Source organism: Pseudomonas sp. LS.1a (genome assembly GCF_022533585.1).
GTDB lineage: Bacteria > Pseudomonadota > Gammaproteobacteria > Pseudomonadales > Pseudomonadaceae > Aquipseudomonas.
Window position 1 is genome coordinate 4074271 of sequence record NZ_CP092827.1, and the last position, 23383, is coordinate 4097653.

25 protein-coding genes and 1 pseudogene are annotated in these 23383 nt (G+C 64.5%); 6 read left to right on the top strand and 20 right to left on the bottom strand.

The annotated features are described in order from the left end of the window. Window positions 1-96: 96 nt before the first annotated feature. Together MKK04_RS18860 and MKK04_RS18865 are read right to left on the bottom strand one after the other, a co-directional pair. Complete coding sequence (locus MKK04_RS18860) at window positions 97-1023, bottom strand: class I SAM-dependent methyltransferase (protein ID WP_087503272.1); 927 nt, start codon at window positions 1021-1023, stop codon at window positions 97-99. Window positions 1024-1168: 145 nt separating this feature from the next. Beyond that, a complete protein-coding gene (locus MKK04_RS18865; protein ID WP_024087447.1) occupies window positions 1169-2065 on the bottom strand; it encodes a DMT family transporter in 897 nt (298 codons plus the stop codon). A 134-nt stretch (window positions 2066-2199) separates the two neighbouring features. Between MKK04_RS18865 and MKK04_RS18870 the strand changes: the two genes are divergently transcribed. From MKK04_RS18870 to MKK04_RS18880, 3 genes are all read left to right on the top strand, one after another. Next, window positions 2200-2637, top strand: a complete 438-nt coding sequence (locus tag MKK04_RS18870) for an Lrp/AsnC family transcriptional regulator (RefSeq protein WP_063913077.1) — start codon at window positions 2200-2202, stop codon at window positions 2635-2637. 557 nt (window positions 2638-3194) lie between these two features. Then, complete coding sequence (locus MKK04_RS18875; RefSeq protein ID WP_241105883.1) at window positions 3195-4727, top strand: NCS1 family nucleobase:cation symporter-1; 1533 nt, start codon at window positions 3195-3197, stop codon at window positions 4725-4727. 16 nt (window positions 4728-4743) lie between these two features. Beyond that, the gene (locus tag MKK04_RS18880; protein WP_207829951.1) at window positions 4744-5472 is read left to right on the top strand and encodes an aspartate/glutamate racemase family protein; all 729 of its coding nucleotides are present in this window, start codon (window positions 4744-4746) and stop codon (window positions 5470-5472) included. A gap of 154 nt (window positions 5473-5626) precedes the next feature. Here the strand turns inward: MKK04_RS18880 and MKK04_RS18885 are convergent, their stop codons facing one another. The 16 genes from MKK04_RS18885 to ccmA all read right to left on the bottom strand — a co-directional run bounded on the left by MKK04_RS18885 (window position 5627) and on the right by ccmA (window position 17495). Beyond that, window positions 5627-6289 carry a histidine phosphatase family protein gene (locus tag MKK04_RS18885; RefSeq protein WP_233687588.1) on the bottom strand — a complete coding sequence of 221 codons (663 nt, stop codon included), beginning with the start codon at window positions 6287-6289 and terminating at the stop codon, window positions 5627-5629. A gap of 237 nt (window positions 6290-6526) precedes the next feature. After that, window positions 6527-6865, bottom strand: a complete 339-nt coding sequence (locus tag MKK04_RS18890; protein WP_003254365.1) for an FKBP-type peptidyl-prolyl cis-trans isomerase — start codon at window positions 6863-6865, stop codon at window positions 6527-6529. Window positions 6866-6939: 74 nt separating this feature from the next. Continuing rightward, window positions 6940-7347, bottom strand: a complete 408-nt coding sequence (locus tag MKK04_RS18895; protein ID WP_207829946.1) for a GFA family protein — start codon at window positions 7345-7347, stop codon at window positions 6940-6942. Between the two features lie 94 nt (window positions 7348-7441). Then, entirely contained in the window at window positions 7442-8230 is a 789-nt protein-coding gene (locus tag MKK04_RS18900; RefSeq protein ID WP_241105884.1) for a PhzF family phenazine biosynthesis protein, read from the bottom strand. 51 nt (window positions 8231-8281) lie between these two features. Further along, window positions 8282-9220 carry a 2-hydroxyacid dehydrogenase gene (locus MKK04_RS18905; protein ID WP_233687586.1) on the bottom strand — a complete coding sequence of 313 codons (939 nt, stop codon included), beginning with the start codon at window positions 9218-9220 and terminating at the stop codon, window positions 8282-8284. Window positions 9221-9271: 51 nt separating this feature from the next. Then, window positions 9272-9529 carry a hypothetical protein gene (locus tag MKK04_RS18910; RefSeq protein WP_241105885.1) on the bottom strand — a complete coding sequence of 86 codons (258 nt, stop codon included), beginning with the start codon at window positions 9527-9529 and terminating at the stop codon, window positions 9272-9274. A gap of 617 nt (window positions 9530-10146) precedes the next feature. Beyond that, window positions 10147-10560, bottom strand: coding sequence for a hypothetical protein (locus MKK04_RS18915; RefSeq protein WP_144174388.1), 414 nt, complete (start codon window positions 10558-10560; stop codon window positions 10147-10149). A 12-nt stretch (window positions 10561-10572) separates the two neighbouring features. Continuing rightward, window positions 10573-11763 (bottom strand): c-type cytochrome biogenesis protein CcmI, encoded by a 1191-nt coding sequence (gene ccmI / locus MKK04_RS18920; RefSeq protein WP_233687584.1) that lies wholly within the window; start codon window positions 11761-11763, stop codon window positions 10573-10575. Then, on the bottom strand, window positions 11756-12244 hold the full coding sequence (locus tag MKK04_RS18925) for a cytochrome c-type biogenesis protein (protein ID WP_233687583.1): 489 nt from the start codon (window positions 12242-12244) through the stop codon (window positions 11756-11758). The genes ccmI and MKK04_RS18925 overlap by 8 nt, the downstream gene beginning before the upstream one ends. Then, window positions 12241-12777 (bottom strand): DsbE family thiol:disulfide interchange protein, encoded by a 537-nt coding sequence (locus MKK04_RS18930; RefSeq protein WP_063912812.1) that lies wholly within the window; start codon window positions 12775-12777, stop codon window positions 12241-12243. Before MKK04_RS18930 ends, MKK04_RS18925 begins: the two co-directional genes overlap by 4 nt. After that, window positions 12774-14747, bottom strand: coding sequence for a heme lyase CcmF/NrfE family subunit (locus MKK04_RS18935; RefSeq protein WP_015271186.1), 1974 nt, complete (start codon window positions 14745-14747; stop codon window positions 12774-12776). The genes MKK04_RS18930 and MKK04_RS18935 overlap by 4 nt, the downstream gene beginning before the upstream one ends. Window positions 14748-14758: 11 nt before the next feature. Continuing rightward, the gene (gene ccmE, locus MKK04_RS18940) at window positions 14759-15214 is read right to left on the bottom strand and encodes a cytochrome c maturation protein CcmE (RefSeq protein WP_019096399.1); all 456 of its coding nucleotides are present in this window, start codon (window positions 15212-15214) and stop codon (window positions 14759-14761) included. Next, window positions 15211-15387 carry a heme exporter protein CcmD gene (ccmD, locus tag MKK04_RS18945; protein ID WP_013973562.1) on the bottom strand — a complete coding sequence of 59 codons (177 nt, stop codon included), beginning with the start codon at window positions 15385-15387 and terminating at the stop codon, window positions 15211-15213. The genes ccmE and ccmD overlap by 4 nt, the downstream gene beginning before the upstream one ends. Further along, window positions 15384-16151: a heme ABC transporter permease gene (locus MKK04_RS18950; RefSeq protein ID WP_012273476.1), complete on the bottom strand. Its 768-nt coding sequence runs from the start codon at window positions 16149-16151 to the stop codon at window positions 15384-15386. Before MKK04_RS18950 ends, ccmD begins: the two co-directional genes overlap by 4 nt. Before the next feature lie 46 nt (window positions 16152-16197). Further along, window positions 16198-16866 carry a heme exporter protein CcmB gene (ccmB, locus tag MKK04_RS18955; protein ID WP_064491604.1) on the bottom strand — a complete coding sequence of 223 codons (669 nt, stop codon included), beginning with the start codon at window positions 16864-16866 and terminating at the stop codon, window positions 16198-16200. Next, complete coding sequence (ccmA, locus tag MKK04_RS18960) at window positions 16863-17495, bottom strand: cytochrome c biogenesis heme-transporting ATPase CcmA (protein ID WP_207829901.1); 633 nt, start codon at window positions 17493-17495, stop codon at window positions 16863-16865. The genes ccmB and ccmA overlap by 4 nt, the downstream gene beginning before the upstream one ends. Window positions 17496-17762: 267 nt before the next feature. On the opposite strand from ccmA, the gene fliK reads away from it, so the two are divergent. From fliK to MKK04_RS18975, 3 genes and pseudogenes are all read left to right on the top strand, one after another. Continuing rightward, window positions 17763-19319 carry a flagellar hook-length control protein FliK gene (gene fliK, locus MKK04_RS18965; protein ID WP_207829899.1) on the top strand — a complete coding sequence of 519 codons (1557 nt, stop codon included), beginning with the start codon at window positions 17763-17765 and terminating at the stop codon, window positions 19317-19319. Continuing rightward, window positions 19316-19654: an EscU/YscU/HrcU family type III secretion system export apparatus switch protein gene (locus MKK04_RS18970; RefSeq protein WP_207829897.1), complete on the top strand. Its 339-nt coding sequence runs from the start codon at window positions 19316-19318 to the stop codon at window positions 19652-19654. Before fliK ends, MKK04_RS18970 begins: the two co-directional genes overlap by 4 nt. Window positions 19655-19723: 69 nt before the next feature. Next, window positions 19724-22476 (top strand): annotated as a pseudogene (locus MKK04_RS18975) (dermonecrotic toxin domain-containing protein). A gap of 11 nt (window positions 22477-22487) precedes the next feature. On the opposite strand, the gene MKK04_RS18980 reads toward MKK04_RS18975, so the two are convergent. Beyond that, a complete protein-coding gene (locus tag MKK04_RS18980) occupies window positions 22488-22883 on the bottom strand; it encodes a DUF2802 domain-containing protein (protein ID WP_207829878.1) in 396 nt (131 codons plus the stop codon). 1 nt (window position 22884) lies between these two features. Continuing rightward, window positions 22885-23364 (bottom strand): chemotaxis protein CheW, encoded by a 480-nt coding sequence (locus MKK04_RS18985; protein WP_119143286.1) that lies wholly within the window; start codon window positions 23362-23364, stop codon window positions 22885-22887. Window positions 23365-23383: the final 19 nt, after the last annotated feature.

The window sequence follows — 23383 nt, forward strand, 5'->3', positions numbered from 1 at the left end:
GGCTAAAGCCGCTCCCACAGGTACCCCACAGCCCTCAGGTTTTGCACGGTACCGGTGGGAGCGGGCGTGCCCGCGAAGAGGCCGGCAAGGGCAACATCAAACCTGGCGGAATACCAGGGCCTTCAAGCCGCCCGCCGGGTCCACGTCAGGAAATTCCGGCGGGTTCTCCAGCCGCTCGACGAATGCCAGCGAAGGCGCCTGCTCCGCCATTCCCTCGATCAGGAACTCCGGCCCGATGCCCGGGTCGTTCACGCACGCCAGCACCGTCCCACCCTCGCTCAACAGCTCCGGCAAGCGCCGCAGGATCTTCGCGTAATCCTGGGTCAGCACAAAACTACCGCGCTGGAAGGTCGGCGGGTCGATGATGATCAGGTCGTAAGGCCCGTACTTGCGCACCTTGCCCCACGACTTGAACAGCTCGTGCCCCAGGTACGCCACCCGCGACGCATCGTGGCCATTCAGGCGGTGGTTGTCGCGGCCCCGGGACAACGCCGACTTGGCCATGTCCAGGTTCACCACCTGCTCGGCGCCACCGGCAATCGCCGCCACCGAGAAACCGCAGGTGTAGGCGAACAGGTTCAGCACGCGCTTGCCTGCCGCCTGCTCGCGCACCCAGCGCCGGCCATAGCGCATGTCGAGGAACAGGCCATTGTTCTGCCGCACGCCCAGGTCCAGCAGGTAGGTCAGGCCGTCCTCGACCACCTCGCGCTGCTGGCACGGCTCGCCCAGCAGCCACTGGCCCGGGCTGTCGGGCAGGTAGCGATGCTGGACAAGGATGGCCTGGCCAGCCCACTGCGGGCGCTCGGCGAGCGTGCGCAGCATGGCCTCCAGTTCGGCCAGCTGGCCTTCAGGCGGCTCGCGGAACAGGGCGACCGACAGCACCCCTTGCAACCAGTCGACAGTGACCTGCTCCAGGCCCGCCCAGCAGCGACCACGGCCGTGGAACAGGCGGCGGGTTTCCTGCGGGGCAGGGTCGAGGGCGGCGAGCAGGTGTTGCTCCAGAGTCTGGATCGGCGAAGTCATCATGGGTCGCAGGCAGGCAAAAGCGGCATTCTACCTTGCGAGCCCTTTCGCGGGTAAACCCGCTCCCACAGGTACAGCACAGGCCCGAAGCATGTGCAGCACCTGTGGGAGCGGGTTTACCCGCGAAAAGGCCGGCAAGACCACCTCATTCCTCGGCCACAACCCGCGCTGGCCGGAACCACCACCCCTGCTGCATCCCCGCTGCCGCCAACAGGATCAACGCCACCCCCAGCCACTGCAGCGGCGCCAGCCGGTGCCCGAACGCCACCCAGTCCACCAGAATCGCCGCAATCGGGTAAATGAACGACAGCGCCCCGGTCAACGCCGTGGGCAGGCGCTGGATGGCGCTGTACAGCAGCACATACATCAAGCCGGTGTGCACCATGCCCAAGGTCACCAGGCTGGCCAGCGCCGGCACTTCACCCGGCAACCCGCCCAGCTTCACCCACGGAGCCAGCAACAGCACACCCGTGGCCACCTGGATCAGCGCGATCAGGTGCGGCGGCGTGCCACTCAGGCGCTTGATGATCAATGCCGCAATGGCATACAGGAAGGCCGCCCCCAGCGCCAGCGCAATGCCCAGCAAATAATCCTCACCGCCACCCTGCCCCGCACCATGGGCACTCACGATCGCCAGCATGCCGAGGAACGCCACGCTCAGCCAGGTAACCTTGGCCAAGGTGATCTTCTCGCCCAGGAACACTGCCGCCAGCCCCACCAGCATGAACGGCTGCACGTTGTACACCGCCGTGCCGATGGCAATCGACGCCCGCGAGTAGGAGGCGAACAGCAGCACCCAGTTGCCGACGATGGCCACACCGCTGGCAATCGCCAGCAGGAATGCGGTGCGGCTGATCACGCCTGGCCGCAGGAAGCCGAACCCCGCGCAAATCGCCAGCAAGGTCACGGCACCGAACACGCAGCGCCAGAACACCACCTCGAGCACCGGCTGGCCGGACACCAGCACGAACCAGCCGATGGTCCCGGAAATCAGCATGGCGGCAACCATTTCCAGCGAGCCACGACGCAATGAACTGTCCATCTCACACCTCCTGTTGACGATGGACACAGTATGCAAAGGTTGCCGGCCGGCCTTCCAGCGGATAACGAAGGAAGATCTGGGTGCTTGCCTTTACTATCAAGGTAAATCACGCGAATAACCTTATCGAGGTGACCATGACCGATGCCATCGACCAACTGCTGATCAACGCGCTGATGGAAGACTCGCGCCGCTCGCTCAAGGCCCTGGCGCAAATCAGCGGGCTGTCGGCGCCCAGCGTCAGCGAACGCCTGCGCCGCCTGGAGGAGCGCGGCGTGTTGCGCGGTTACACCGTAGAGATCGACCCGCGCGCCTTTGGCTACCAGTTGCAGGCCATCGTGCGCATCCGCCCGCTACCGGGGCAGTTGCAAGAGGTGGAGCGGCAGATCATCGCCATTCCCGAATTCACCGAGTGCGACAAGGTTATTGGCGAAGACTGCTTCATTGCCCGCCTGCATGTACGCTCGATGGAGCAACTGGACACCCTGCTCGACCGCCTCTATACGGTGGCCGAGACCAATACCGCCATCATCAAGAAGACCCCGGTGAAGCGGCGGTTGCCGCCGATGGACTGAGTTTCACCTGTGCCGGCCTCTTCGCGGGCACGCCCGCTCCCACAGGATCTCCACAGTCCAGGATGCTGTGCGGTCCCTGTGGGTGCGGGCGCGCCCGCGAAGCGGCCGGCACAGGGAAAAGCTGACTAATTTTTGTACACAAGAATGTCACCATAGGTGCCATTCTTGTGTGCACTTTTCAAAATAGCGCCCCAATACGTTACACACTTCCCACAACTAATTTTGACCAATCGATCAACTAATAAGCCCGCCAGGAATTTAAATCTGTTCACTTGGTCAACTTATATTCCATTTATTTCATTAACTTATACTTGAAATATATAGATTAGAAATTATGACCAGCTGAAAGTTGCTTTTCCCTTGGCATGGAACTCGCTTTTGTGTGTTCGTGTTTTGTATACAAACCAATCAAAACATAAGTACACAAGAACCCGCGACGCCGACCCAACATCGGCCGCCGCGCCCCAAACCCTGAGATGCCAACGCTGCACCGACGAGATGGCGAGCCCGTGCGCATGCCCGCTCATCGCAGTCACGTGCATCAGGAGCCCGCCGGAATGAGTACCAGCCTCGACCTTGCCCCTGAACTATCCGTCGCCAGCACCCACCCCGCTTCCCCTCTTGCCGGCCACCAGCCGGAACTTGCCCTGAGCCCGCGCCTGCACAACCGCGACCTCGCCCCGACACGCGTCGAAGGCCGTCGCTGGGGCCGCTACAGCATCTTCGCGCTGTGGACCAACGATGTGCACAACATCGCCAACTACTCGTTCGCCATGGGCTTGTTCGCCCTCGGCCTGGGTGGCTGGCAGATCCTGCTGTCGCTGGCCATCGGCGCGGCGCTGGTGTACTTCTTCATGAACCTCTCCGGCTACATGGGCCAGAAGACCGGCGTGCCGTTCCCGGTCATCAGCCGCATCGCCTTCGGTATCCACGGCGCGCAGATCCCGGCGCTGATCCGCGCGGTCATCGCCATCGCCTGGTTCGGCATCCAGACTTACCTGGCTTCGGTGGTGCTGCGCGTGCTGCTCACCGCCGTATGGCCGCAAATGGCAGCCTACGACCATGACAGCATCCTCGGCCTGTCGAGCCTGGGCTGGGTGTGCTTCGTGTCGATCTGGCTGGTGCAACTGGTGATCCTGGCCTACGGCATGGAGATGGTGCGCCGCTACGAGGCCTTCGCCGGCCCGGTGATTTTGCTGACCGTCGCCGCCCTGGCGGTGTTCATGTACTTCAAGGCCGACGCCCGCATCGCCTGGTCGGTGGCCGAACCGCTGACCGGCTCCGAGATGTGGCGCAACATCTTTGCCGGCGGCGCACTGTGGCTGGCGATCTACGGCACCCTGGTGCTGAACTTCTGTGACTTCGCCCGCTCCTCGCCATGCCGCAAGACCATCCGCGTCGGCAACTTCTGGGGCCTGCCGGTGAACATCCTGGTGTTCGCCATGATCACCGTGGTGCTGTGCGGCGCGCAGTTCCGGATCAACGGCCAGATCATCGACAGCCCGACCCAGATCGTCGCCGCCATCCCCAGCACAGCGTTCCTGGTCCTGGGCTGCCTGGCCTTCCTGATCGTCACCGTGGCGGTGAACATCATGGCCAACTTCGTCGCCCCGGCCTTCGTCCTCAGCAACCTGGCACCACGCCACCTGAACTTCCGCCGCGCCGGGCTGATCAGCGCCACCCTGGCGGTGCTGATCCTGCCGTGGAACCTGTACAACAGCCCGCTGGTGATCGTGTACTTCCTGTCCGGCCTGGGTGCCCTGCTCGGCCCGCTGTACGGGGTGATCATGTCCGACTACTGGTTGCTGCGCAAAGGCTGCATCAACGTGCCGCAGCTGTACAGCGAAGACCCGGCCGGCGCCTACCACTACACCAAGGGCATCAACCTGCGCGCGGTGGCCGCCTTCGTGCCGGCCGCGCTGCTGGCCATCGTCCTGGCCCTGGTGCCCAACTTCCACAGCGTGGCGCCATTCTCCTGGCTGATCGGTGCCGGCATCGCCGCCGCCCTGTACCTGCTGATCGCACCACGCAAACGCCAATACCACGACGTCAGCGGCGAGTGCATCGCCGTTGACCACAGCAGCCATTAGTCAGGGAGGACCGCCCATGCGTATTCTGATCGCCAACGTCAACACCACCGAAGCCATCACCGAAGCCATTGCCGAACAGGCCCGTGCGGTGGCCGCACCCGGTACCGAGATCATCGGCCTCACCCCGTGGTTCGGTGCCGAGTCGGTGGAAGGCAACTTCGAAAGTTACCTGGCCGCCATTGCGGTGATGGACCGTGTGCTGGCCTATGAGGGCCCCTATGACGCCGTGATCCAGGCGGGTTATGGCGAACACGGCCGCGAAGGCCTGCAGGAACTGCTGAATGTGCCAGTGGTGGACATTACCGATGCTGCCGCCAGCACGGCGATGTACCTGGGCCATGCCTACTCGGTGGTAACCACCCTGGACCGCACCGTGCCGCTGATCGAAGACCGCCTGAAGCTCTCCGGCCTGTATGAGCGCTGCGCATCGGTACGGGCCAGCGGGCTGGCGGTGCTGGAGCTGGAAGCCGACCCGCAGCGCGCCGTGGAGGCGATTGTCGAGCAGGCAGAACGCGCCGTGCGTGAGGACAAGGCCGAGGTGATCTGCCTGGGTTGCGGCGGCATGGCCGGGCTGGACGAGCAGATCCGCCAGCGCACCGGCGTGCCGGTGGTGGATGGTGTGAGCGCAGCGGTGACCATTGCCGAATCGCTGGTGCGCATGGGCTTGAGTACCTCCAAGGTACGTACCTATGCCACGCCACGGGCGAAGAAAGTGGTGGGTTGGCCGATGCGGTTCGGGCGTTAGGCATCTTTCGCCTGACCTGGCCTCTTCGCGGGTAAACCCGCTCCCACAGGGACCGCATTGCTCTCGGGGCTTGTGCAGTACCTGTGGGAGCGGGTTTACCCGCGAAGAGGCCGGCATCATTATTCAGGCTTCCTGGCAGAGCAGTACCAGCGGATCAGGTCGGGCAGCTATGTGCACCATCATTCAGGCCCTGGCGCACGTTGCGGCTGAGCAGGCTGGCCTTGCCGTCGTGCCAGGTCAGGGTCAGCACGTAGAGGGTATCGAAGTCGTCGCCGCTCCAGTCCTCGGTGATCACCCGCTCTTCACCCAGGGCCTTGCCAGCCACGGCATTGATCAGGTCGGGGAGATAGCCGTGCGACCAGGCGGTGTACACGGTCGCGTTACGGTACTTGTCGCGCAGCAGCTCTTCGGCCAGTTCGTCAGTGTCGTTGGCGCCGTAGTCGATGTTTACCGGCAAGCCCAGGCGAATGGCACTGGGGCTGATGGTCATCAGCGGGCGGATATAGCTGTAGCTCTCGTCCTTGCTGCCTTCCTCCACATGCCGCGAGGGGTTGGCAGCGAACACGTAATCGGCCTTGCCAAAACGCTCGGGAAGCACGCTAGCCAGGTCCAGCGCACGGTTGAGGCCCTGGCAGTTCAACTGGCCCAACCCTTCGCCCGGTTTCTCGGCGTGGCGCAGGAATACCAGGGTCTGGGTGCCATCCACCGGCTGCGCACGGCTTTCGACAGCCTCCAGCGCCAGCGGTACGGCGAGGGCTGTCAGCACCAGGCTCAGCAACCAGTGGCGACGACGGCGGAAGAATGTTGGCAACTTCATCAAGGCAGGCTCGTGTGGCAGAAAAATCGGGTTGACCCGCCACATCACCCCGCCAACAGCACGGCGGGGCATCCTTGTAGTGAATGCCGTCCTTGGCAACGAGTGAGGGTGAGAGTGCCCTGAACCCGTTTGGTTCCTCCCTGGAGGTGGATGCCGTTCCCTGGGCCTGGCTTACGCTAGAGGATGGGTGTTGCTGAATTGTGTAGGGCGCAAGAACATCGGGTTGCAATAGGCCAGTCAATCGTCCCGCGTCAGCACTTCCAGCAATTCGATCTCGAAGGTCAAATCCGAATTCGGCGGAATCGCCCCGACGCTGCGTTCGCCATAGCCCAGATGCGCAGGTACCAGCAGCTTGCGCTTGCCGCCCACGCGCATGCCCATCAAGCCCTGGTCCCAGCCCTTGATCACCCGGCCAGTGCCGATCACGCACTGGAACGGTTTGCCACGTGACCACGACGAGTCGAACTCGCTGCCGTCGGCCAGCCAGCCGGTGTATTGGGTGGTGATCAGGGCGCCTTTGACGGCGGCTTTGCCATCCCCCTCCACAAGGTCGATGATCTGCAGTTCTTGGCTCACGGGGCATACTCCAACGCTGGAAACAAAGCCGCCGTTTTCTCAGGTACGCAACGGTTTGGCAAGTCTGGTCTTGATCAGCCGAGCTGCTCGAAGGCTTCCTGGCCGGTCAGTTCCTTGGTCTGGTTGGCAAAGCAGTACCAGGCGGGTTTCTCTTCGACGAAAATCTGCAGGTCGAAATCCCACTCCTGGTCGCCGTCGAGCAGGCCGACCGGCACGGCATGGAAGTCATTGGCCTTGAGCCGGTAGTACAGGTGCGTACCGCATTGGCCGCAGAAGCCGCGCTGAGCCCACTCGGAGGACTCGTACACGCTGGGGGCGCGCCCTTCGATCACCGGTGGCTGGCTGCAGTGCACCACCAGCAACGGGCCGCCGGTCCATTTGCGGCACATGCTGCAGTGGCAGGCGCTGATATGGGTGTTGTCGACGGTGACCTTGAGCCGGGTGGCGCCGCACAGGCAGGTGCCGTGTTTTTCCAGGGCCATGGCTGGCTCCTTGAGCGGTGGATGGGCCAGCAAGTATAGATGCCTGTGCCGGCGATGAGGCCGGCACAGGCAGCACAAGACAGTTACCCGGGAATCAGATGTACACCGTACCGCGCAGGTACAACGCCGCCCGCCCGCTGATGATCACCCGGCCATTACCCGGCACTTCGCACTGCAACTGACCTTTGCGCGCCCCACCCTGCTCGCAGCGCAGCGCGTTTTTACCCAGGCGCTCGGCCCATACCGGCGCCAGCGAGGTGTGCGCCGAGCCGGTCACCGGGTCTTCGTTCACGCCAACCCGCGGGCCGAACCAGCGGGTGACGAAATCAAAGCCACCGCCTGCCGCCGTCACGGCGATACCGCGCACGTCGAAGGCCGACAGCGCAACGAAGTCCGGCTTCAGGGTGTCGAGCAACAGGGCGTCATCGATCACTACCAAATAGTCGTCACTGCGGTACAGCGCCTGTGCCTGGCTAAGGCCCAGCGCCTGCAACAGGCCCGGCGGGATGTCCACGGCGACCGGCTGCTTGGCCGGGAAGTCCATGGCCAGCAGCCCATCGGCATTGCGGCTGACACGCAGCTCGCCACTGCGGGTGTTGAAGCGCAGCACCTGCGCCTGCTCGCCCAGTTGTTCGAACAGCACATAGGCCGAGGCCAGGGTGGCATGGCCGCACAGGTCGACTTCCACGGTCGGGGTGAACCAGCGCAAGTCGAAGGTTTCGCCGTTGCGCACGAAGTAGGCGGTTTCCGACAGGTTGTTCTCTTCGGCGATGCGCTGCAGCACATCGTCCGGCAGCCAGCTTTGCAGCGGGATCACTGCCGCCGGGTTGCCCCCGAACGGTTTGGTGGAAAACGCATCGACCTGGAAGATATCGAGTTGCATGCACACACTCCTTGTTGCCCGATCACGGCCAGGCAAATGTATGAAAAAGGGTTATTGGCGTACCGGGGTCAACACGGCTTCACCGGCAAAGAACGCCTGCAGGTTGCGCAGCACCAGGGCCACCGTGTCGCGCGCCGCCTCCGGCGACTGGCCGGCCACATGGGGCGTGAGGACGGTGTTGCCGAGCGCCTTGAGGGCATCGGGCACAGCCGGCTCGTCATCGAACACATCCAGTGCCGCACCCGCCAGCCGGCCGTGCTGCAGCGCGGTCACCAGGGCCTGGGTGTCGACCACGCTGGCACGGGCGATATTCACCAGGTAGCCCTCGGCCCCTAGTGCCTCGAGCACTTGGGTATCGACCAGGTGGCGAGTGTTGGCACCGCCGGGGGTGGCCACCACCAGGATGTCAACGGCATCGGCCAGGTGCAGCGGGCTGTCGTACCAGGTGTAGGGCACATCCTGGCGCGGCGTGCGGCTGTGGTAGCTGACGGGCATGGCGAAGCCCAGATGGGCGCGCCTGGCGATCGCCAGCCCCACCGCACCAAGGCCGAGAATGCCCAGGCGCTTGCCACTCACCGAGGGGCTGATCACCCGGTTCCATTCGCCCCGGCGGGTACTGGCATCGGCGCGGGGAATGTCGCGCAACAGCGCCAGCAGCAGGGCAAGGGCGTGGTCGGCGACCGCGTCGGCATTGGCCCCGGCGCCGTTGGTGACGGTGATGCCGCGCGCAGCGGCGGCGGCCAGGTCGACCTGCTCGTAGCCGGCACCGATCACGCAGATGATCTGCAGTTTGGGCAGAGCGTCGATTTCGCCGCCAGTCAGGCCCAGCGGGCCGCGGGTGAGCACGGCCTCGATTTCATGGGCATGGCGCTGGATGGCCTCGGCCCGAAGTTGCGGCGAGGGGGCACGGATCAAGCGGTAGCCGGCCTGCTCCAGCAGGGGCAGGTAGTCGTCGACGGTTTCCACCAGCACCAGGACAGTCTTGTGCATGCCACCTCCTTTTCTTGAAGGGGCATTATGCGGAGTCACTGGCCAGTACAGTCAACCGAAATAACGAGGTGAAACTGCACTGTTCTGCTTAGCTCCGCGCATGCTCTTGCTCTTGCTCTTGCTCTTGCTCTTGCTCTTGCTCTTGCTCTTGCTCTTGCTCTTGCTCTTGCTCTTGCTCTTGCTCTTGCTCTTGCTCTTGATCTTGATCTTGATCTTGATCTTGATCTTGATCTTGCCGTTGATCTTGATCTTGATCTTCGCGACTTCAGGAGGCCGAGCAGAGGTATTGCGGAGGGAGGTGACGGGCATGGATGCCCGTCAAGCGCTGAGGCCCCATGGATGGGGCCTGCAGCGCGTACTCCCGGGAGCAAGCCCGTAGCGAGGGGACCCCGGAGCGCAGCGTAGGGGCCGGATGATGGGAGCCAGCGTTTTTTGGTTACTTTTTGCCGCGTTTGGCAAAAAGTGACTCGCCGTAAGGGCGAAAAGGTGAGTAAGCGTCGCCATCGTAAATGGACTGTTCGCTGTATCAAAACCGTCGCTTAAGCTTTTTGGCTTTTTGGCTTTTTGGCTTTTTGGATGTGGGCATTCACATCGAGTAGACATTCATTCAAGCGGGTGGCGCCAAGTCACCTTTCCGCCCTTACGGCGGGTCACTTTTTGTCAAACGCGACAAAAAGTAACCAAAAAACGCTGGCTCCTATCATCCGGCCCCTCCGCTGCGCTACGGGGTCCCCTCGCTACGGGCTTGCTCCCGGGAGTACGCGCTGCAGGCCCCATCCATGGGGCCTCAGCGCTTGACGGGCATCCATGCCCGTCACCTCCCTCCGCAAGCCCTTCGCTCGGCCTCCTGAAGTCGCAATCGGCGGCGCCTGAACTGTCGCGCGCTTAGAAGCAAAGCAAAAGCAAAAGCAAAAGCACCGTTGCAGTTATTGGGCGAACGCACGCCCCAGGCCACCGGGTACACCGCTACTGTCAGTTTCCTGCCACGGACCATCCGGGCTCAGCGACCAGCTCCAGCCGTTGTCGAAGCGGTAGTAGGTCCGCTGGCGGTAGAAGGTATTGGGCTTCTTCTCCAGCACATACACGCCCAGCTTCGGGTCCCAATGGCTCGCCCCGCCCGGTGGCGGCGCGAAGCTGGCCGAGGTACGTGGCATCGGCTTGGGCGTAGCCGCAGGCTTGCTCGGGGCCGGCTGCCGGTCCGGCAAGGGCTTGACCGCTGGCCCCGGCTGCGGCGGCAGGCGTTCGATCGGTGGTTCGGGCTGCTCGTACGGCTCATGCACCGTACACGCAGACAAACCCAGGGCCAGGGTGATCAGGGTCAGGCGGACGATGCTGTGCATGGTATTGCTCTCTTACGGATCGGGGCTGTCGATGGTCAGGTGCTGAATGGCCTGGGTGGCGCTGGGCAGTGGTGTGCCCTGGCCAATCCACTCGCCATGGGTTGGCTGGCCAGCGCGTGATACACGTGCAACGAGTTGGACTTCGGCAAAGTCCGACAGTTTCATCTGCGGCATCATGGCGTCAGCATCGGACAATTCCACCTCGATCGGCAACTGCGCCACGGTCACCCGTTTGGCCGCCAGCGGCATGGGCGGGCCATTGCTGGCGCGGGCGAAAATGAACACCGTGTCGTCCGGCTTGACCTTGTCCTTCAGCGCCGCCGCCAGTTCCACGCGCACCTTCAAGCGAGCCGCCACCGGCGCCGTAGCCTGCCCTGGCGATCCACCCAGGCGCTCGGCAGCACGGTCGATGCCGCCCTGCAACGCCGCACGCGACGCATCGCCTTCCGGCAACTGCGCCAGCAGGCGCTTCCAGTAATCGATGGCCTCCTGGTAACGCTCACCCTCGAAGGCGGCGATACCACGCAGACCGAGGCTGGTCACTTCGTTGGAGTCGGCTTTCAGCGCCTCGTCAGTCAGCGCCTGCAACTGCGGGCTCCACTGCTTGTCAGCGGCGAAGTACAGCGCCTGTGCCCACTGCCCGAGCAATTCGGGCTGGCGACCGGCCAGGGCTACGGCGCGCTCGAAGGTACGCGCAGCATCGGCGGGGCGTTGCTCGGCCATATAGGCGCGGCCCAGGAAATACATGGCCTCGGCCGAATCCGGCTGGGCCTGCACTACCCGTTCAAGGCGGGCAGTCATTTCTTCCATCGACTTGGGCGCCTCGGCAAACTCCTGGGTCAGTTGCACCTTGTCGGCTGCGCCAAAATGCAGGTACAGCCCCAATGCCAGCAGCGGTACCAGCAGCGCCGCCAGCAACGGCAGGGCCTTGCCCAGGTGGCCCTGGCGCGGGGGCTCGGCACCTTCGGTATCGGCCAGCAGCTCACGGGCGGCCTCGTCACGGCCCTTGGCCATCTGCGCCTCGTCGAGCACGCCAGCGGCCTGCTGGGCAGCCAGTTCGGCGACGCGTTCCTGGTACAGGGCCACGTTCAGGGCGGTGCGGTCTTCTTCCAGCTGACGGCTACGGCCACGCAGGATCGGGATCAGCAGGAAGCTGAGGGCAGCGAGCAGCAGCAGGCCCGCGCTAAGCCAGAATTCAATCATGGGTCTGTTCTTTTTCCAGCAGTTTGGCGAGACGCTCGCGTTCTTCGGCGGACAACTCATTGGCGCCCTGCACGGCCGCACTGCGGCGCCGGCGCACGATCAGCGCCAGCACCACGAAACCACCGGCCAGCAAAATCCCCGGGCCGAACCACAGCAGCCAGGTGCGCCCGCTGAGCGCCGGCTTGTAGCGCACGAAGTCGCCATAGCGGTCAACCATGAAGTCGACGATCTGCTGGTTGCTCTTGCCCTCGCCGAGCATGCGGAAGATTTCCCGGCGCAGGTCGGCGGCAATTGGCGCATTGGAGTCGGCGATATCCTGGTTCTGGCACTTGGGGCAACGCAGTTCCTTGGTCAGTTGCTGGTAGCGCTCACGCTCGGCATCGTCGCGGAACTGGTAGGTGTCGATGGCCGCCTTGGCCACGCCAGCCAGGCTCAACCCCATGAAGAGCCCCAGCATGGCAGCTGCCAACCCCCGCTTCATGGCTTGGCCTCGTCGACCAGGCCCTGGTACAGCGGCGCCAGCTGCTCACGCCAGACCGTGGCATCGACCACGCCCACGTGCTTGTAGCGGATGATGCCCTTGGCATCGATCAGGAAGGTTTCCGGCGCGCCATAAACGCCCAGGTCCAGGCCCAGGCTGCCCTGCTCGTCACGAATGTCCAGCTGGTAGGGGTTGTGGAACTCTGCCAGCCACTTCAGGGCTGCCGCATTGTCGTCCTTGTAGTTGACGCCGTGGATCACCACGCCTTGCTGGGCCAGCTGGTTCAGGTACGGGTGCTCGACCTTGCACGACGGGCACCAGGTGGCCCACACGTTGACCAGTGCCGGGCGGCCCTGCAAGTCGGCCTCGGTCAGGGTACGGTCGCCCTGGGTCGAGGCCAGGGAAAACGCCGGGAAAGGCTTGCCGATCATTGCCGAGGGCAGCTCGTCGGGCTTGAGGAAAAGCCCCTTGTAGAGGAACACCGCCACCAGCAGGAATACCGCCAGGGGGACTACCATGATCCAACGCTTCATGCAGCTGCTCCAGACACGCCCAGGGCATCACGCACCCGGGTCTTGACCTTGACGCGATAGCGCCGGTCGAGGGCCGCCAGCAACCCGCCCAGGCCGGTCAGCAGACCACCCAGCCAGATCCAGCGGACGTAAGGCTTGATATGTACGCGCACCGCCCAGGCGCCGTTCTCCAGCGGTTCGCCGAGGGCGACATACAGGTCACGGGTAAAGCCGGCATCGATACCGGCTTCGGTCATCATCGACTGCTGCACGGTATACAGGCGTTTTTCCGGGTGCAGGGTGGTCACTTCACGGCCATCGCGGCTGACCACCACAGTGCCCTTGTCGGAAATGAAGTTCGGCCCTTCGAAGTGCCTCGCCCCCTGGAACAGGAAGTGGTAGCCGCCCAGCTCCACGCTCTCGCCCGGCGCCATGCGCAGGTCGCGTTCGGCACTGTTGTTGCTCGACAGCACCACGCCCAGCGCGCACACCGCCAGGCCCAGGTGCGCCAGCTGCATGCCCCAGTAGCTGCGGCCCAGGCCGGGCAGGCCCTTGAGCAGGCCTTTGTGGCGGGTCTTGTCGAGTATGTCACGTAGCCCGCCCAGCACCACCCAGGCAGCCAGGGCGAAGGCGGTCAGGGTCGGCCAGTCGAAGTCGTCGACGATAAAGCCCGCCACCGGCGCAAGGATGGCGCTGCCAAGCAGCACCGGGGTCATCATGCTGGCCAGCCATTTGCCGGGGGTGTCTTTCCAGCGCACCACCACGCCCACGCCCAGCACCACCATCAGCAGCGCCATCAGCGGCAGGAACAAGGCATCGAAATACGGTGGGCCGACCGACAGCTTGGCCCCGGTCAGCGCATCGAGCACCAGTGGGTACAGGGTGCCGAGCAGAATCATCGAGGCCGCCACTACCAGCACCAGGTTATTGGCCAGCAGCAGTGTCTCGCGCGACCACAGGGCAAAGCCGACCTGGCTCTTGACCACCGGTGCGCGCAGGGCGAACAGGGTGAGCGAACCACCGACCACGAACAGCAGGAAGATCAGGATGAAAATGCCCCGCGACGGGTCGGCGGCAAACGCGTGCACCGAGGTCAGCACACCGGAACGCACCAGGAAGGTACCCAGCAGGCTCAGCGAGAACGCGGCAATTGCCAGCAGCACGGTCCAGCTCTTGAACACCCCGCGCTTCTCGGTCACCGCAAGCGAGTGGATCAGCGCCGTGCCCACCAGCCAAGGCATGAACGAGGCGTTTTCCACCGGGTCCCAGAACCACCAGCCACCCCAGCCCAGTTCATAGTAGGCCCACCACGAGCCCAAGGTAATGCCGACGCCGAGGAAGGCCCAGGCAACGATGGTCCAGGGCCGCGACCAGCGCGCCCAGGCGGCGTCCAGGCGGCCGCCGAGCAAGGCGGCGATGGCAAAGGCGAAGGCCACCGAGAAACCGACGTAGCCCATGTACAGCATCGGCGGGTGGACGATCAGGCCAAAGTCCTGCAGCAGCGGGTTGAGGTCACGGCCATCGGTCGGCACCTGCGGCAGCAAGCGCTGGAACGGGTTGGAGGTGATGATCAGGAAGCTCAGGAAGCCCACGCTGATCATGCCCATTACCGCCAGCACGCGGGCCAGCATCACCTGCGGCAACTGCCGCGAGAACACCGACACGGCGAAGGTCCAGCCGCCGAGGATCAGCGCCCACAGCAGCAGCGAACCTTCGTGGGCGCCCCACACGGCGCTGAACTTGTAGTACCAGGGCAAGGCGCTGTTGGAGTTGCTGGCCACATAGGCGACCGAGAAGTTGTCGGTCATGAAGGCATGGGTGAGGCAGGCGAAGGCAAAAGCCAGGAAGGCGAACTGCCCCCATGCCGCCGGCCGCGCCAGGCTCATCCACAGGCTGTCGCCACGCCAGGCACCGAGCAGCGGCACGCTGGCCTGCACGGCGGCAAAGCAGATCGCCAGGATCATCGCCAGCTGGCCCAGTTCGGGGATCACCAGCGCCGCGTTCATGGTTTGGCCTCCCCGCCGGTGGCGGCCTGGCCGCTTTCCTTCAGGGCCTTGGTGACCTCGGGCGGCATGTACTTCTCGTCGTGCTTGGCCAGTACTTCATCGGCCACCACCACACCGTCGGCGTTGAGCTTGCCAAGGGCGACGATGCCCTGGCCTTCGCGGAACAGGTCGGGGAGGATGCCACGGTAGGTAATCGGTACCGACTTGTTGAAGTCGGTGACCACGAAGCGCACGTCCAGCGAATCGGACGAACGCTGCACCGAGCCTTTCTCGACCATGCCGCCGGCGCGGATGCGGGTGTCCAGCGGCGCCTCGCCGTTGGCGATCTGGGTCGGGGTGTAGAACAGGTTGATGTTCTGCTGCAATGCGCTCAAGGCAAAGCCGACGGCAACCCCGACGCCGACCAGCAGGCCGACGATGAGCAACAGGCGTTTCTTGCGCTGCGGATTCACTGGTTGTTCTCCCGGCGCAAACGGCGCGCCTCATCTTGCAGGTAGCGACGGCGGGCCAGCACGGGCGCGGCGACGTTCAGCGCCAGCACCGCCAGGCAGATGCCATAGGCCGTCCACACGTACAGGCCATGGTGGCCCATGGCGAGAAAGTCACCGAAGGTGGCAAAACTCATTGTGCGGCCCTCCGCCCCAGGCTGTTCAATACTTCGTCCTTGACCCAACTGGCGCGCGCCTCGCGCTTGAGCACTTCAAGGCGCATGCGCAGCAACAGCACCGCGCCAAAGAAGCAGTAGAAGCCCAGCGCCGTGCACAGCAGCGGCAGCCACATTTCCGCGGGCATCGCCGGTTTTTCCGTGAGGGTGAAGGTGGCCCCCTGGTGCAGGGTGTTCCACCACTCCACCGAGTACTTGATGATCGGGATGTTCACCACACCGACAATCGCCAGTACCGCACAGGCCTTGGCTGCACTGTCACGATTACTGATTGCCTGGCCCAGCGCAATGATGCCGAAGTACAGGAACAGCAGGATGAGCATGGACGTAAGGCGAGCATCCCAGACCCACCAGCTACCCCAGGTCGGCTTGCCCCAGATGGCGCCGGTGACCAGCGCCACGGCGGTCATCCAGGCACCGATCGGTGCGGCGCATTGCAAGGCGACGTCGGCCAGTTTCATCTTCCACACCAGCCCCACCACCCCGGCCACTGCCAGCAGCACATAGCAGGACTGCGCCAGCATCGCCGCCGGCACGTGGATGTAGATGATGCGGAAGCTGTTGCCTTGCTGGTAGTCCTGGGGAGCGAAGGCCAGGCCCCAGGTGATGCCCACCAGCAGCAGGAGCACGGCTGCGCCGGCAAGCCACGGCAGCATGCGGCCGCTGATGGCATAGAACCATTTGGGAGAGCCCAGCTTGTGGAACCACGTCCAGCTTATTTTCATCAGGGTACATCCAGGGTGTTGGCCGGGCTTGAAAGCCCGGGACTCGTTATTCGCCGACGCTGATCTTCAGGCCGGCCGCTATCGCAAAGGGTGCCAGGGTCACGGCCAGGGCCGTCAGGCTGGCGAGCCAGAGCAGGTGGCCGGTTGCCGGCATATTCTGCAACGCCGCTTGCAACGCACCACTGCCCAGGATCAATACAGGGATATACAACGGCAGAATCAGCAATGCCAGCAGCAAACCGCCGCGCTTCAGACCGACTGTCAGCGCCGCGCCCACCGCGCCCAGCAGGCTCAGCACCGGCGTGCCCAGCAGCAGCGAGCCCAGCAGCACCGGCAGGCAATGGCTCGGCAGCCCCAGCATCAGCGCCAGCAGCGGCGCCAACAATACCAGCGCCAGCCCGGAAAAGATCCAGTGCGCCAGCACCTTGGCCAGCACCAGCAGCGGCAACGGGTGCGGCGACAGCACCCACTGCTCCAGCGAGCCGTCCTCGAAGTCGCTGCGGAACAGGCCGTCCAGCGACAGCAGCACTGCCAACAGTGCCGCCACCCAGACCAGGCCCGGCGACAAGGTTTGCAACAATTGGCTTTCCGGGCCGACCGCCAGCGGGAACAAGGCAACCACGATAGCGAAGAACACCAACGGGTTGGCCAGCTCGGCCGGGCGGCGGAACAACAGGCGCGCTTCGCGGCGCAACAACAGGATGAATACGCTCATGCCGCCCATTGCCCCAGGTTCAGTTCACGGTATCCGGAGGGCTTGCGTTCCAGCGTGTGGTGGGTGGTCAGCACCACTGTGCCACCCTGCTCGCAGTGGGCCGCCAGGTGCGCTTCGAGCTGCGCCACGCCCTGCTTGTCGAGGGCGGTGAACGGTTCGTCGAGGATCCACAGCGGCGGGCTGGCCAGGTACAGCCGGGCCAGGGCCACGCGGCGCTGCTGGCCGGCAGACAGGGTGTGGCAGGGCACATCTTCGAAACCACGCAGGCCGACGGCCGCCAGTGCCGCCCAGATTGCCTCGCGGCTGGCCGGCTGGTGCAGGGCGCACAGCCAGGTAAGGTTCTCTTCGGCGGTGAGCAGGTCCTTGATGCCGGCGGCGTGGCCGATCCACAGCAGGATGCTGGCCAGGGCGTGGCGCTGCTCGGCCAGTGGCCTGCCGCCCAGCAGGATCTGCCCGGCCGTCGGCTGCATCAAGCCGGCCAGCAGGCGCAGCAGGCTGGTCTTGCCGCTGCCGTTGGGGCCGCTGATCTGCAGCATGTCGCCCGGCCGCAGCTCGAAAGCGAGATGCTCGAACAGCAGGCGCCAGTCGCGCTCGCAGGCCAGGCCCGCGGCTTGGAGGTGAAGGGTCACGGTTTCGCCTTATCTTTGTAGGGTTCTGGAGCGGTGTCGTCTGCTTCGCGGGCACGCCCGCTCCCACAAGGTTTTACGCAGTGCTCGATAGGTGCGCAAAACCCTGTGGGAGCGGGCGTGCCCGCGAAGCAGACGACACCGCTCCAGAACCCTTGTGTCTCAAGTCGCCCCCCTCGCTGCCGTTATACTGGCAACGACGGACGGTCGGCATTATTACACGCACCGCCGCGCTGCCAAGAGGGCGGGTTCGACAGGTTGTATACAATCATGACTGAAATCAATAGTCTCGGCGCACAAACCGCGATCAGCCCCCAGGCTCTCAAGGCGGGCATGACCGGCGAACTGCTACGCCTGACGCAACCGCAGCCCGGATTGATGGCCCCCGGCGAGACCGCGCAGGCCGAGGTCATGTCGTTACGCCAGGTGGGCCAGGACTTCCAGCTGGTACTGCGACTGATTCAGGCCAACGGCACTCAGACCCAGCTGCAAGCCAGCGCCAGCCAGCCCCTGCCCCAAGGTAGCCAGGTCACGGTCAGCCAGACCGAAAGCAATCGCCTGGCGGTCATGCTGCAGCAGGCCAGCGCCAGCCAGGTCGCCACCCTCACCCGCCTGGACACCAGCAAGGTGCCGGTCGGCACCCTGCTGCAGGGCAAGGTCCTGACCAACCAGGCGCTGGCCCAAACACCCGGCCAGCCCGCCGTCTACCGGGCGCTGGTCAGCCTGCTCAACAGTGCCCAGGCGGGCGCAACCCTGAGCGTGGACAGCCCGCGACCGCTGGCCGTCGGCAGCCTGCTCAGCGCGCTGGTGCAGGGCGACCAGTCGTTGCGTTTCGTACCGCTCAGCGGCCGCCAGGACCAGCTCAGCATTGCCCAGCAGCTGCTGACCCAGCAAAACCGCCAGGCTTCGCTGCCCGGCCTGCTCAATGCCCTGCAACAGGTGGCCCGCGACCCGGGCGCCGATGGCGAATTGCGAGCCAGCGCCGAACGCCTGCTGGCGAGCCTGCCAGAAGCCCGGCAACTGGGTGATGCCAAGGCAGTGGCGCAGGCCCTGAACAACAGCGGTGCCTTTCTCGAAGCCAAACTGCTGGGCGGTTTCCCGGCCAGCGTCGCCACCGACCTCAAGGCCCACTTGCTGCGGCTGATCACCATCACGCCGGCAAGCGTACCCGGGGCGCCCAACCTGGCGCCCGCCAGCCTGGCCGTTACCATGCCGGCCCTGGCCCGCAGCGCGCTGGGCATGCTCGAACGGGTCAGCCCCAAGCCGCAGCCGGGCGCATTCCCGCTGCCGTCGCGCCTGCTCAAGGCCATGGAGGACGAAGGCGACCTGCAACAACTGCTGCGCCTGGCCGCCGCTGCCGTATCGCGCCTGCAAAGCCATGCCATGAGCAGCCTGCAACAAACCGGCACCCTGGAAAACGGCAACCTGCAGACCACCTGGCAAACCGAAGTGCCGATCCGTCACGGCCAGGAGTTCATCCCGTTGCAGGTCAAGCTGCAGCGCGAGGAAACGCCACAACAGCAGGCCGACCGCCAGCACGACGTGCAAGACCCGCTGCAAGCCTTGTGGCGTATCGAACTGGCCTTCGACCTGTCGCCCCTTGGCCCGTTGCAGGTGCAGGCACAACTGAGCCAGGGCCGCCTGAGCGGGCAGCTGTGGGCAGAACGCGAACAAACCGCCCGGCTCATCGACACCCAGCTCGGTGCCCTGCGTGAACGCCTGCTGGCCCGCGGCCTGGACGTTGGCGACCTGGAATGCCACCCCGGCATACCGCCACAAGGCCCGCGCACACGGGTAGAACAACGCTGGGTGGATGAAAACGCATGACTCAGAAGCACACACGCCAGGCCATCGCCCTGAGCTACGATGGCCAGCAGGCCCCGACCCTCAGCGCCAAGGGCGACGACGCGCTGGCCGAAGCCATCCTGGCCCTGGCCCGCGAACACGAGGTGCCGATCTACGAAAACGCCGAGCTGGTGCGCCTGCTGGCGCGCCTGGAGCTGGGCGAGCAGATCCCGGAAGCACTGTACCTGACCATTGCCGAAATCATCGCCTTTGCCTGGCAGCTGCGCGGCAAGGTGCCCGCCGGCTTCAGCGACGAACCCGCTGCACCACGGGACATCACCCCCGTTACCGCCCTGCTGCCACCAGCCGACCGGTAGTTATCTACCACCTTCGCCAGCGCCAGCCGTTCAGCCTTGCCATTTTCTCCGATGAGCAAGGTAAACCGCATGTCTCCAAGCCACATCAACACCGCCGGCGTGAGCTACGTCCGCGACCACTTGAGCCACGTGCCGCGCCCGGACCGCGAAGCCAACCGGGCGATCCGGCAATGGCTGGCGCAGCAGGGCTTTGATCTCGACCCCGACCAGATCGACGTCGTGACCCTGCACTACCGCCCCGATGGCCCGGCCCGCTACCTGGCGGCGGTCAGCCAATGCGTCAGCCTGACCCAGGCATTGCTGGGCAACTGGCAGGGAGCGTCCAACAACGACCTGTTCGGCGCCTTGTTCCATGCTCCCTGGGCCGGCACCCTGCCCGACCAGCCGCTGCACCTGGTCGAGACCCTGCCAGCGCCAGCTTTCAACGCTTACGGCACCGCATTCGAGGTGTTCAATGGGCTATTCCGTCGCACCACACCGCAGCGCTATGACGCCTCGACCCACCTGCCGATCGCCGCTGAAGCCTTCCAGCGCTTCATCGAGGCACTGGACTTCCACATGCCATTCAAAGCCCAGCTGGACCGCTACTGGGGCGAACACCTGCAAGACCACCGGCTGGCCTGCAAACTCAATTTCATCGCGGCCTGCAACAAGCAGGTCGGCGAAGGCAGCCTTGGTGAAGCGGCCAGAAGACTCGTCTGGCAAGCCGCAGGGTTGATGCCAGCTGGCGCAAAGCTGCGCAAGAGCACGCTGAACATCTATGGCTACGCCGCCACCGACATCCTCTACCTGAACGACGCCGCCAGCGACCTGACCGTGCTATACGTGCCCGGCAACAGCTCACCCCTGCTGGAGTTCGCCAGCGAAAACCACCTGAAGGACTGGGTCGGCCAGCAGTGCAAAGACCCCGCCAGGCGCCAGGCACTCAAACAGCATTTCCGCCTCGCCGACCTTCCGCAAGGCATCGACTTCAGCGGCCTGGACACCGCCCTGGAGGGCCTGGGCGCCTACCCGAGCCAACACTCGCTCCCCCCCGAACACGGTTTCTTCAACGACGACGGTACCTGGCCACCCCGCACCTACGTCAATTCCGGCCCGGCAAGTACAACCCCAGGATCGAGGGTGACCTGTTCCAGGCGCTAGCCGAACGCCAGCGCCAACGCAGCTACGAAGATGCGGACTTCCTGATTAGCCGCGACAGCCAGGTCAGCAAGGCCCGCTGGCTCGGCTACCTGACCACCACGCTCAACCTGCTGGCGCCTTTGTGCCTGGTGGTGCCAGGGCTGGCCCCCCTCCTGGCGATGGGCGGCATCGCGCAACTGGGCCTGGGGCTTGACCAGGCAATCAACGGCAAGACGCTGCAGCAAAGGCAGGCCGGCATTGGCAATATTACCTGGGGCCTGTTCAACGCCCTGCCGCTGGCAATGGCAGGTGCCAACCAGGCAAAGGCCTTGTTCGTGTTCAAAAGCGATGTATTCGTGCCGCCCATACGGTTGAACGAACAGATCGGCTACCCGTTGAGTCCGGTCTCGCCACCGCGTATACCGTCGCCGGAAGGTGCCCGTTATTTCCACATCCCGGACTCGATCATGCCATTGCCCGAAGGTGACCAGGCCATCGCCGACTCGGTCATACGGGTACCTCGCTATGACAGCGGCTTCGACATGCTGGAAGCGCAAATCGACGGCTACAGCGACCGGGTGGTCTATGACATGGAACGGGACGTCTTCATCCGCGAGGACGACCTCAACGAGGTCGATCCGGTCGGCTACATGGCCACCGCTGGCAGCAGGGACCTGATCCCGGCCCCCGTTTCCCGCACCGTCACCAACGCCATGCGCACCCGCAGCCTGCGGGCGTTGGGTATCGACCTTCCCCTCCCGGTGCATGCCCCGACGCTGGCTGCCAACCGTTACCCGATCCCGAAGAGGATCACCTGCCTGTGGGTTGGCGACAAGCGCCTCAGCGCGCAATTGCTGGCCAACCTGGGCCAGAATGCCGAGCGACTGAAAGGCAGCGAATATACCCTGCGGCTGTTCCTTTCCAGCGCCGCGCCCGAAGCCTACGCCGAAAACCTGCACCTGCTGGCCCGGCAGGCCCCCGGCCTGCAAGTGTTGCCACTGGAGGAGCAGGCGTTTTTCAGGGCTTTTCGCCAGAGCAGGTACTACGCGCAGTACGATGCCGCGCTGGACGGCAACGGCGGGATCGCCACCAACTATGCCTCGGCATCCGATGTGCTGCGCTACCCGATGTTGCACCACGAAGGGGGGGTGTACATGGACGTGGACGATACCCTGCTCGCCCCCGGGGAGTACCCGCAGGTCATCGACGGGCATCCCGCCGGCAGCCCTGGCGAAGCCATCGATCAGGTGGAGTTGCGCACAACGCCCGACGGCCTGTTGCTGGCACCGCCCATGTCCAATGAAAAGATGGGCATGAACTGCCTGTACAACACCAGCCTGATCGGTAGCCACCCCGGCAACCCGACGCTGGAAGCCATTTCCGAAGAGATGCTCGCACGCTTCCAGACCAACCCGGACTTCTACGACAGCAAACCCAGCCTCGCCGATGACCCGGCAAACTTCTACCGTTACGCCAACCGCCTCAGCCGCCTGACGGGCCCGGCCATGCTCAGCGATGTGGTCGACCGCCACTTGCCTGGGTTACGTACCCTGCGCCAGGTCATAAACCTCTATGGCACACCGCGGATCAACGAGCACCCTTTCATCGACCTGCCTGGCAGCCAGCAGGCCATGCATGAACTGCTGCCACTCAACCGCTTTGCCAAGGTAGGCGGCAACCATTCCTGGAGCAGGACGTGAGCCTTGCAGCATCAGCCGCTGCGATGCAGCTTGCTCATCAGCTCTGCCTCGGCCTGGGTCAGGCCGCAGCTTTCGGTCAGCTCGGCCACGCTGGCCCCCATGCCCACCAGCTTGGCCGCCTGGGTGAAGGTGACATTGTGCGGGTCGCGCTGCTCCAGTTGCTGGATCTTGTCAGGCAGCGGGGCAACCGCCACCCGCAGGTCGTGCAGCGCCTCGCCCATGCGCACGGTACCGTTCTGGTAGTCGTCCAGGCGCTTGGCCAGGTCCTTGATGCGCTGGTCACGCAGGGCATCACCCTCGGCCTGCTGCGCAGCCAGCTCGCGCTGGCGCTTGCTGTAGTTGAGGAAAAACCACAGGCTCAGCGCCCAGACCAGCGCCAGAAAGATGACAGCAACCTCTAGGATCAACTCAGATGTTCTCCAGCTCGGACCATTCTTCCTCGGTCATCATCTTGTCCAGTTCGACCAGGATCAGCAGCTCGCCGTTCTTGTTGCACACGCCCTGAATGAACTTGGCCGACTCTTCGTTACCCACGTTCGGCGCAGTCTCGATCTCGGACTGGCGCAGGTACACCACCTCGGCCACGCTGTCGACCAGGATACCGACCACTTGCTTGTCGGCCTCGATGATGACGATACGGGTGTTGTCGGTGACTTCGGTCGGCACCAGGCCAAAGCGCTGGCGGGTGTCGATCACGGTCACCACGTTGCCGCGCAGGTTGATGATGCCCAGCACGTAGCTTGGCGCACCCGGCACCGGGGCAATTTCGGTGTAGCGCAACACTTCCTGCACCTGCATCACATTGATGCCGTAGGACTCATTGTCCAGACGGAAGGTAACCCACTGCAGGATCGGATCTTCGGAACCTTGTGCAGACGACTTTTTCATTCCCCTACCCTCAAAATCC

Excerpts from the sequence above, each read along its gene's own strand:
- MKK04_RS18860 (WP_087503272.1), bottom strand. The coding sequence starts at position 1,023 with ATGACTTCGCCGATCCAGACTCTGGAGCAACACCTGCTCGCCGCCCTC.
- MKK04_RS18865 (WP_024087447.1), bottom strand. The coding sequence starts at position 2,065 with ATGGACAGTTCATTGCGTCGTGGCTCGCTGGAAATGGTTGCCGCCATG.
- MKK04_RS18870 (WP_063913077.1), top strand. The coding sequence starts at position 2,200 with ATGACCGATGCCATCGACCAACTGCTGATCAACGCGCTGATGGAAGAC.
- MKK04_RS18875 (WP_241105883.1), top strand. The coding sequence starts at position 3,195 with ATGAGTACCAGCCTCGACCTTGCCCCTGAACTATCCGTCGCCAGCACC.
- MKK04_RS18880 (WP_207829951.1), top strand. The coding sequence starts at position 4,744 with ATGCGTATTCTGATCGCCAACGTCAACACCACCGAAGCCATCACCGAA.
- MKK04_RS18885 (WP_233687588.1), bottom strand. The coding sequence starts at position 6,289 with ATGAAGTTGCCAACATTCTTCCGCCGTCGTCGCCACTGGTTGCTGAGC.
- MKK04_RS18895 (WP_207829946.1), bottom strand. The coding sequence starts at position 7,347 with ATGGCCCTGGAAAAACACGGCACCTGCCTGTGCGGCGCCACCCGGCTC.
- MKK04_RS18900 (WP_241105884.1), bottom strand. The coding sequence starts at position 8,230 with ATGCAACTCGATATCTTCCAGGTCGATGCGTTTTCCACCAAACCGTTC.
- MKK04_RS18905 (WP_233687586.1), bottom strand. The coding sequence starts at position 9,220 with ATGCACAAGACTGTCCTGGTGCTGGTGGAAACCGTCGACGACTACCTG.
- MKK04_RS18910 (WP_241105885.1), bottom strand. The coding sequence starts at position 9,529 with ATGCCCGTCACCTCCCTCCGCAATACCTCTGCTCGGCCTCCTGAAGTC.
- MKK04_RS18915 (WP_144174388.1), bottom strand. The coding sequence starts at position 10,560 with ATGCACAGCATCGTCCGCCTGACCCTGATCACCCTGGCCCTGGGTTTG.
- ccmI (WP_233687584.1), bottom strand. The coding sequence starts at position 11,763 with ATGATTGAATTCTGGCTTAGCGCGGGCCTGCTGCTGCTCGCTGCCCTC.
- MKK04_RS18925 (WP_233687583.1), bottom strand. The coding sequence starts at position 12,244 with ATGAAGCGGGGGTTGGCAGCTGCCATGCTGGGGCTCTTCATGGGGTTG.
- MKK04_RS18930 (WP_063912812.1), bottom strand. The coding sequence starts at position 12,777 with ATGAAGCGTTGGATCATGGTAGTCCCCCTGGCGGTATTCCTGCTGGTG.
- ccmD (WP_013973562.1), bottom strand. The coding sequence starts at position 15,387 with ATGAGTTTTGCCACCTTCGGTGACTTTCTCGCCATGGGCCACCATGGC.
- MKK04_RS18950 (WP_012273476.1), bottom strand. The coding sequence starts at position 16,151 with ATGAAAATAAGCTGGACGTGGTTCCACAAGCTGGGCTCTCCCAAATGG.
- ccmB (WP_064491604.1), bottom strand. The coding sequence starts at position 16,866 with ATGAGCGTATTCATCCTGTTGTTGCGCCGCGAAGCGCGCCTGTTGTTC.
- fliK (WP_207829899.1), top strand. The coding sequence starts at position 17,763 with ATGACTGAAATCAATAGTCTCGGCGCACAAACCGCGATCAGCCCCCAG.
- MKK04_RS18970 (WP_207829897.1), top strand. The coding sequence starts at position 19,316 with ATGACTCAGAAGCACACACGCCAGGCCATCGCCCTGAGCTACGATGGC.
- MKK04_RS18985 (WP_119143286.1), bottom strand. The coding sequence starts at position 23,364 with ATGAAAAAGTCGTCTGCACAAGGTTCCGAAGATCCGATCCTGCAGTGG.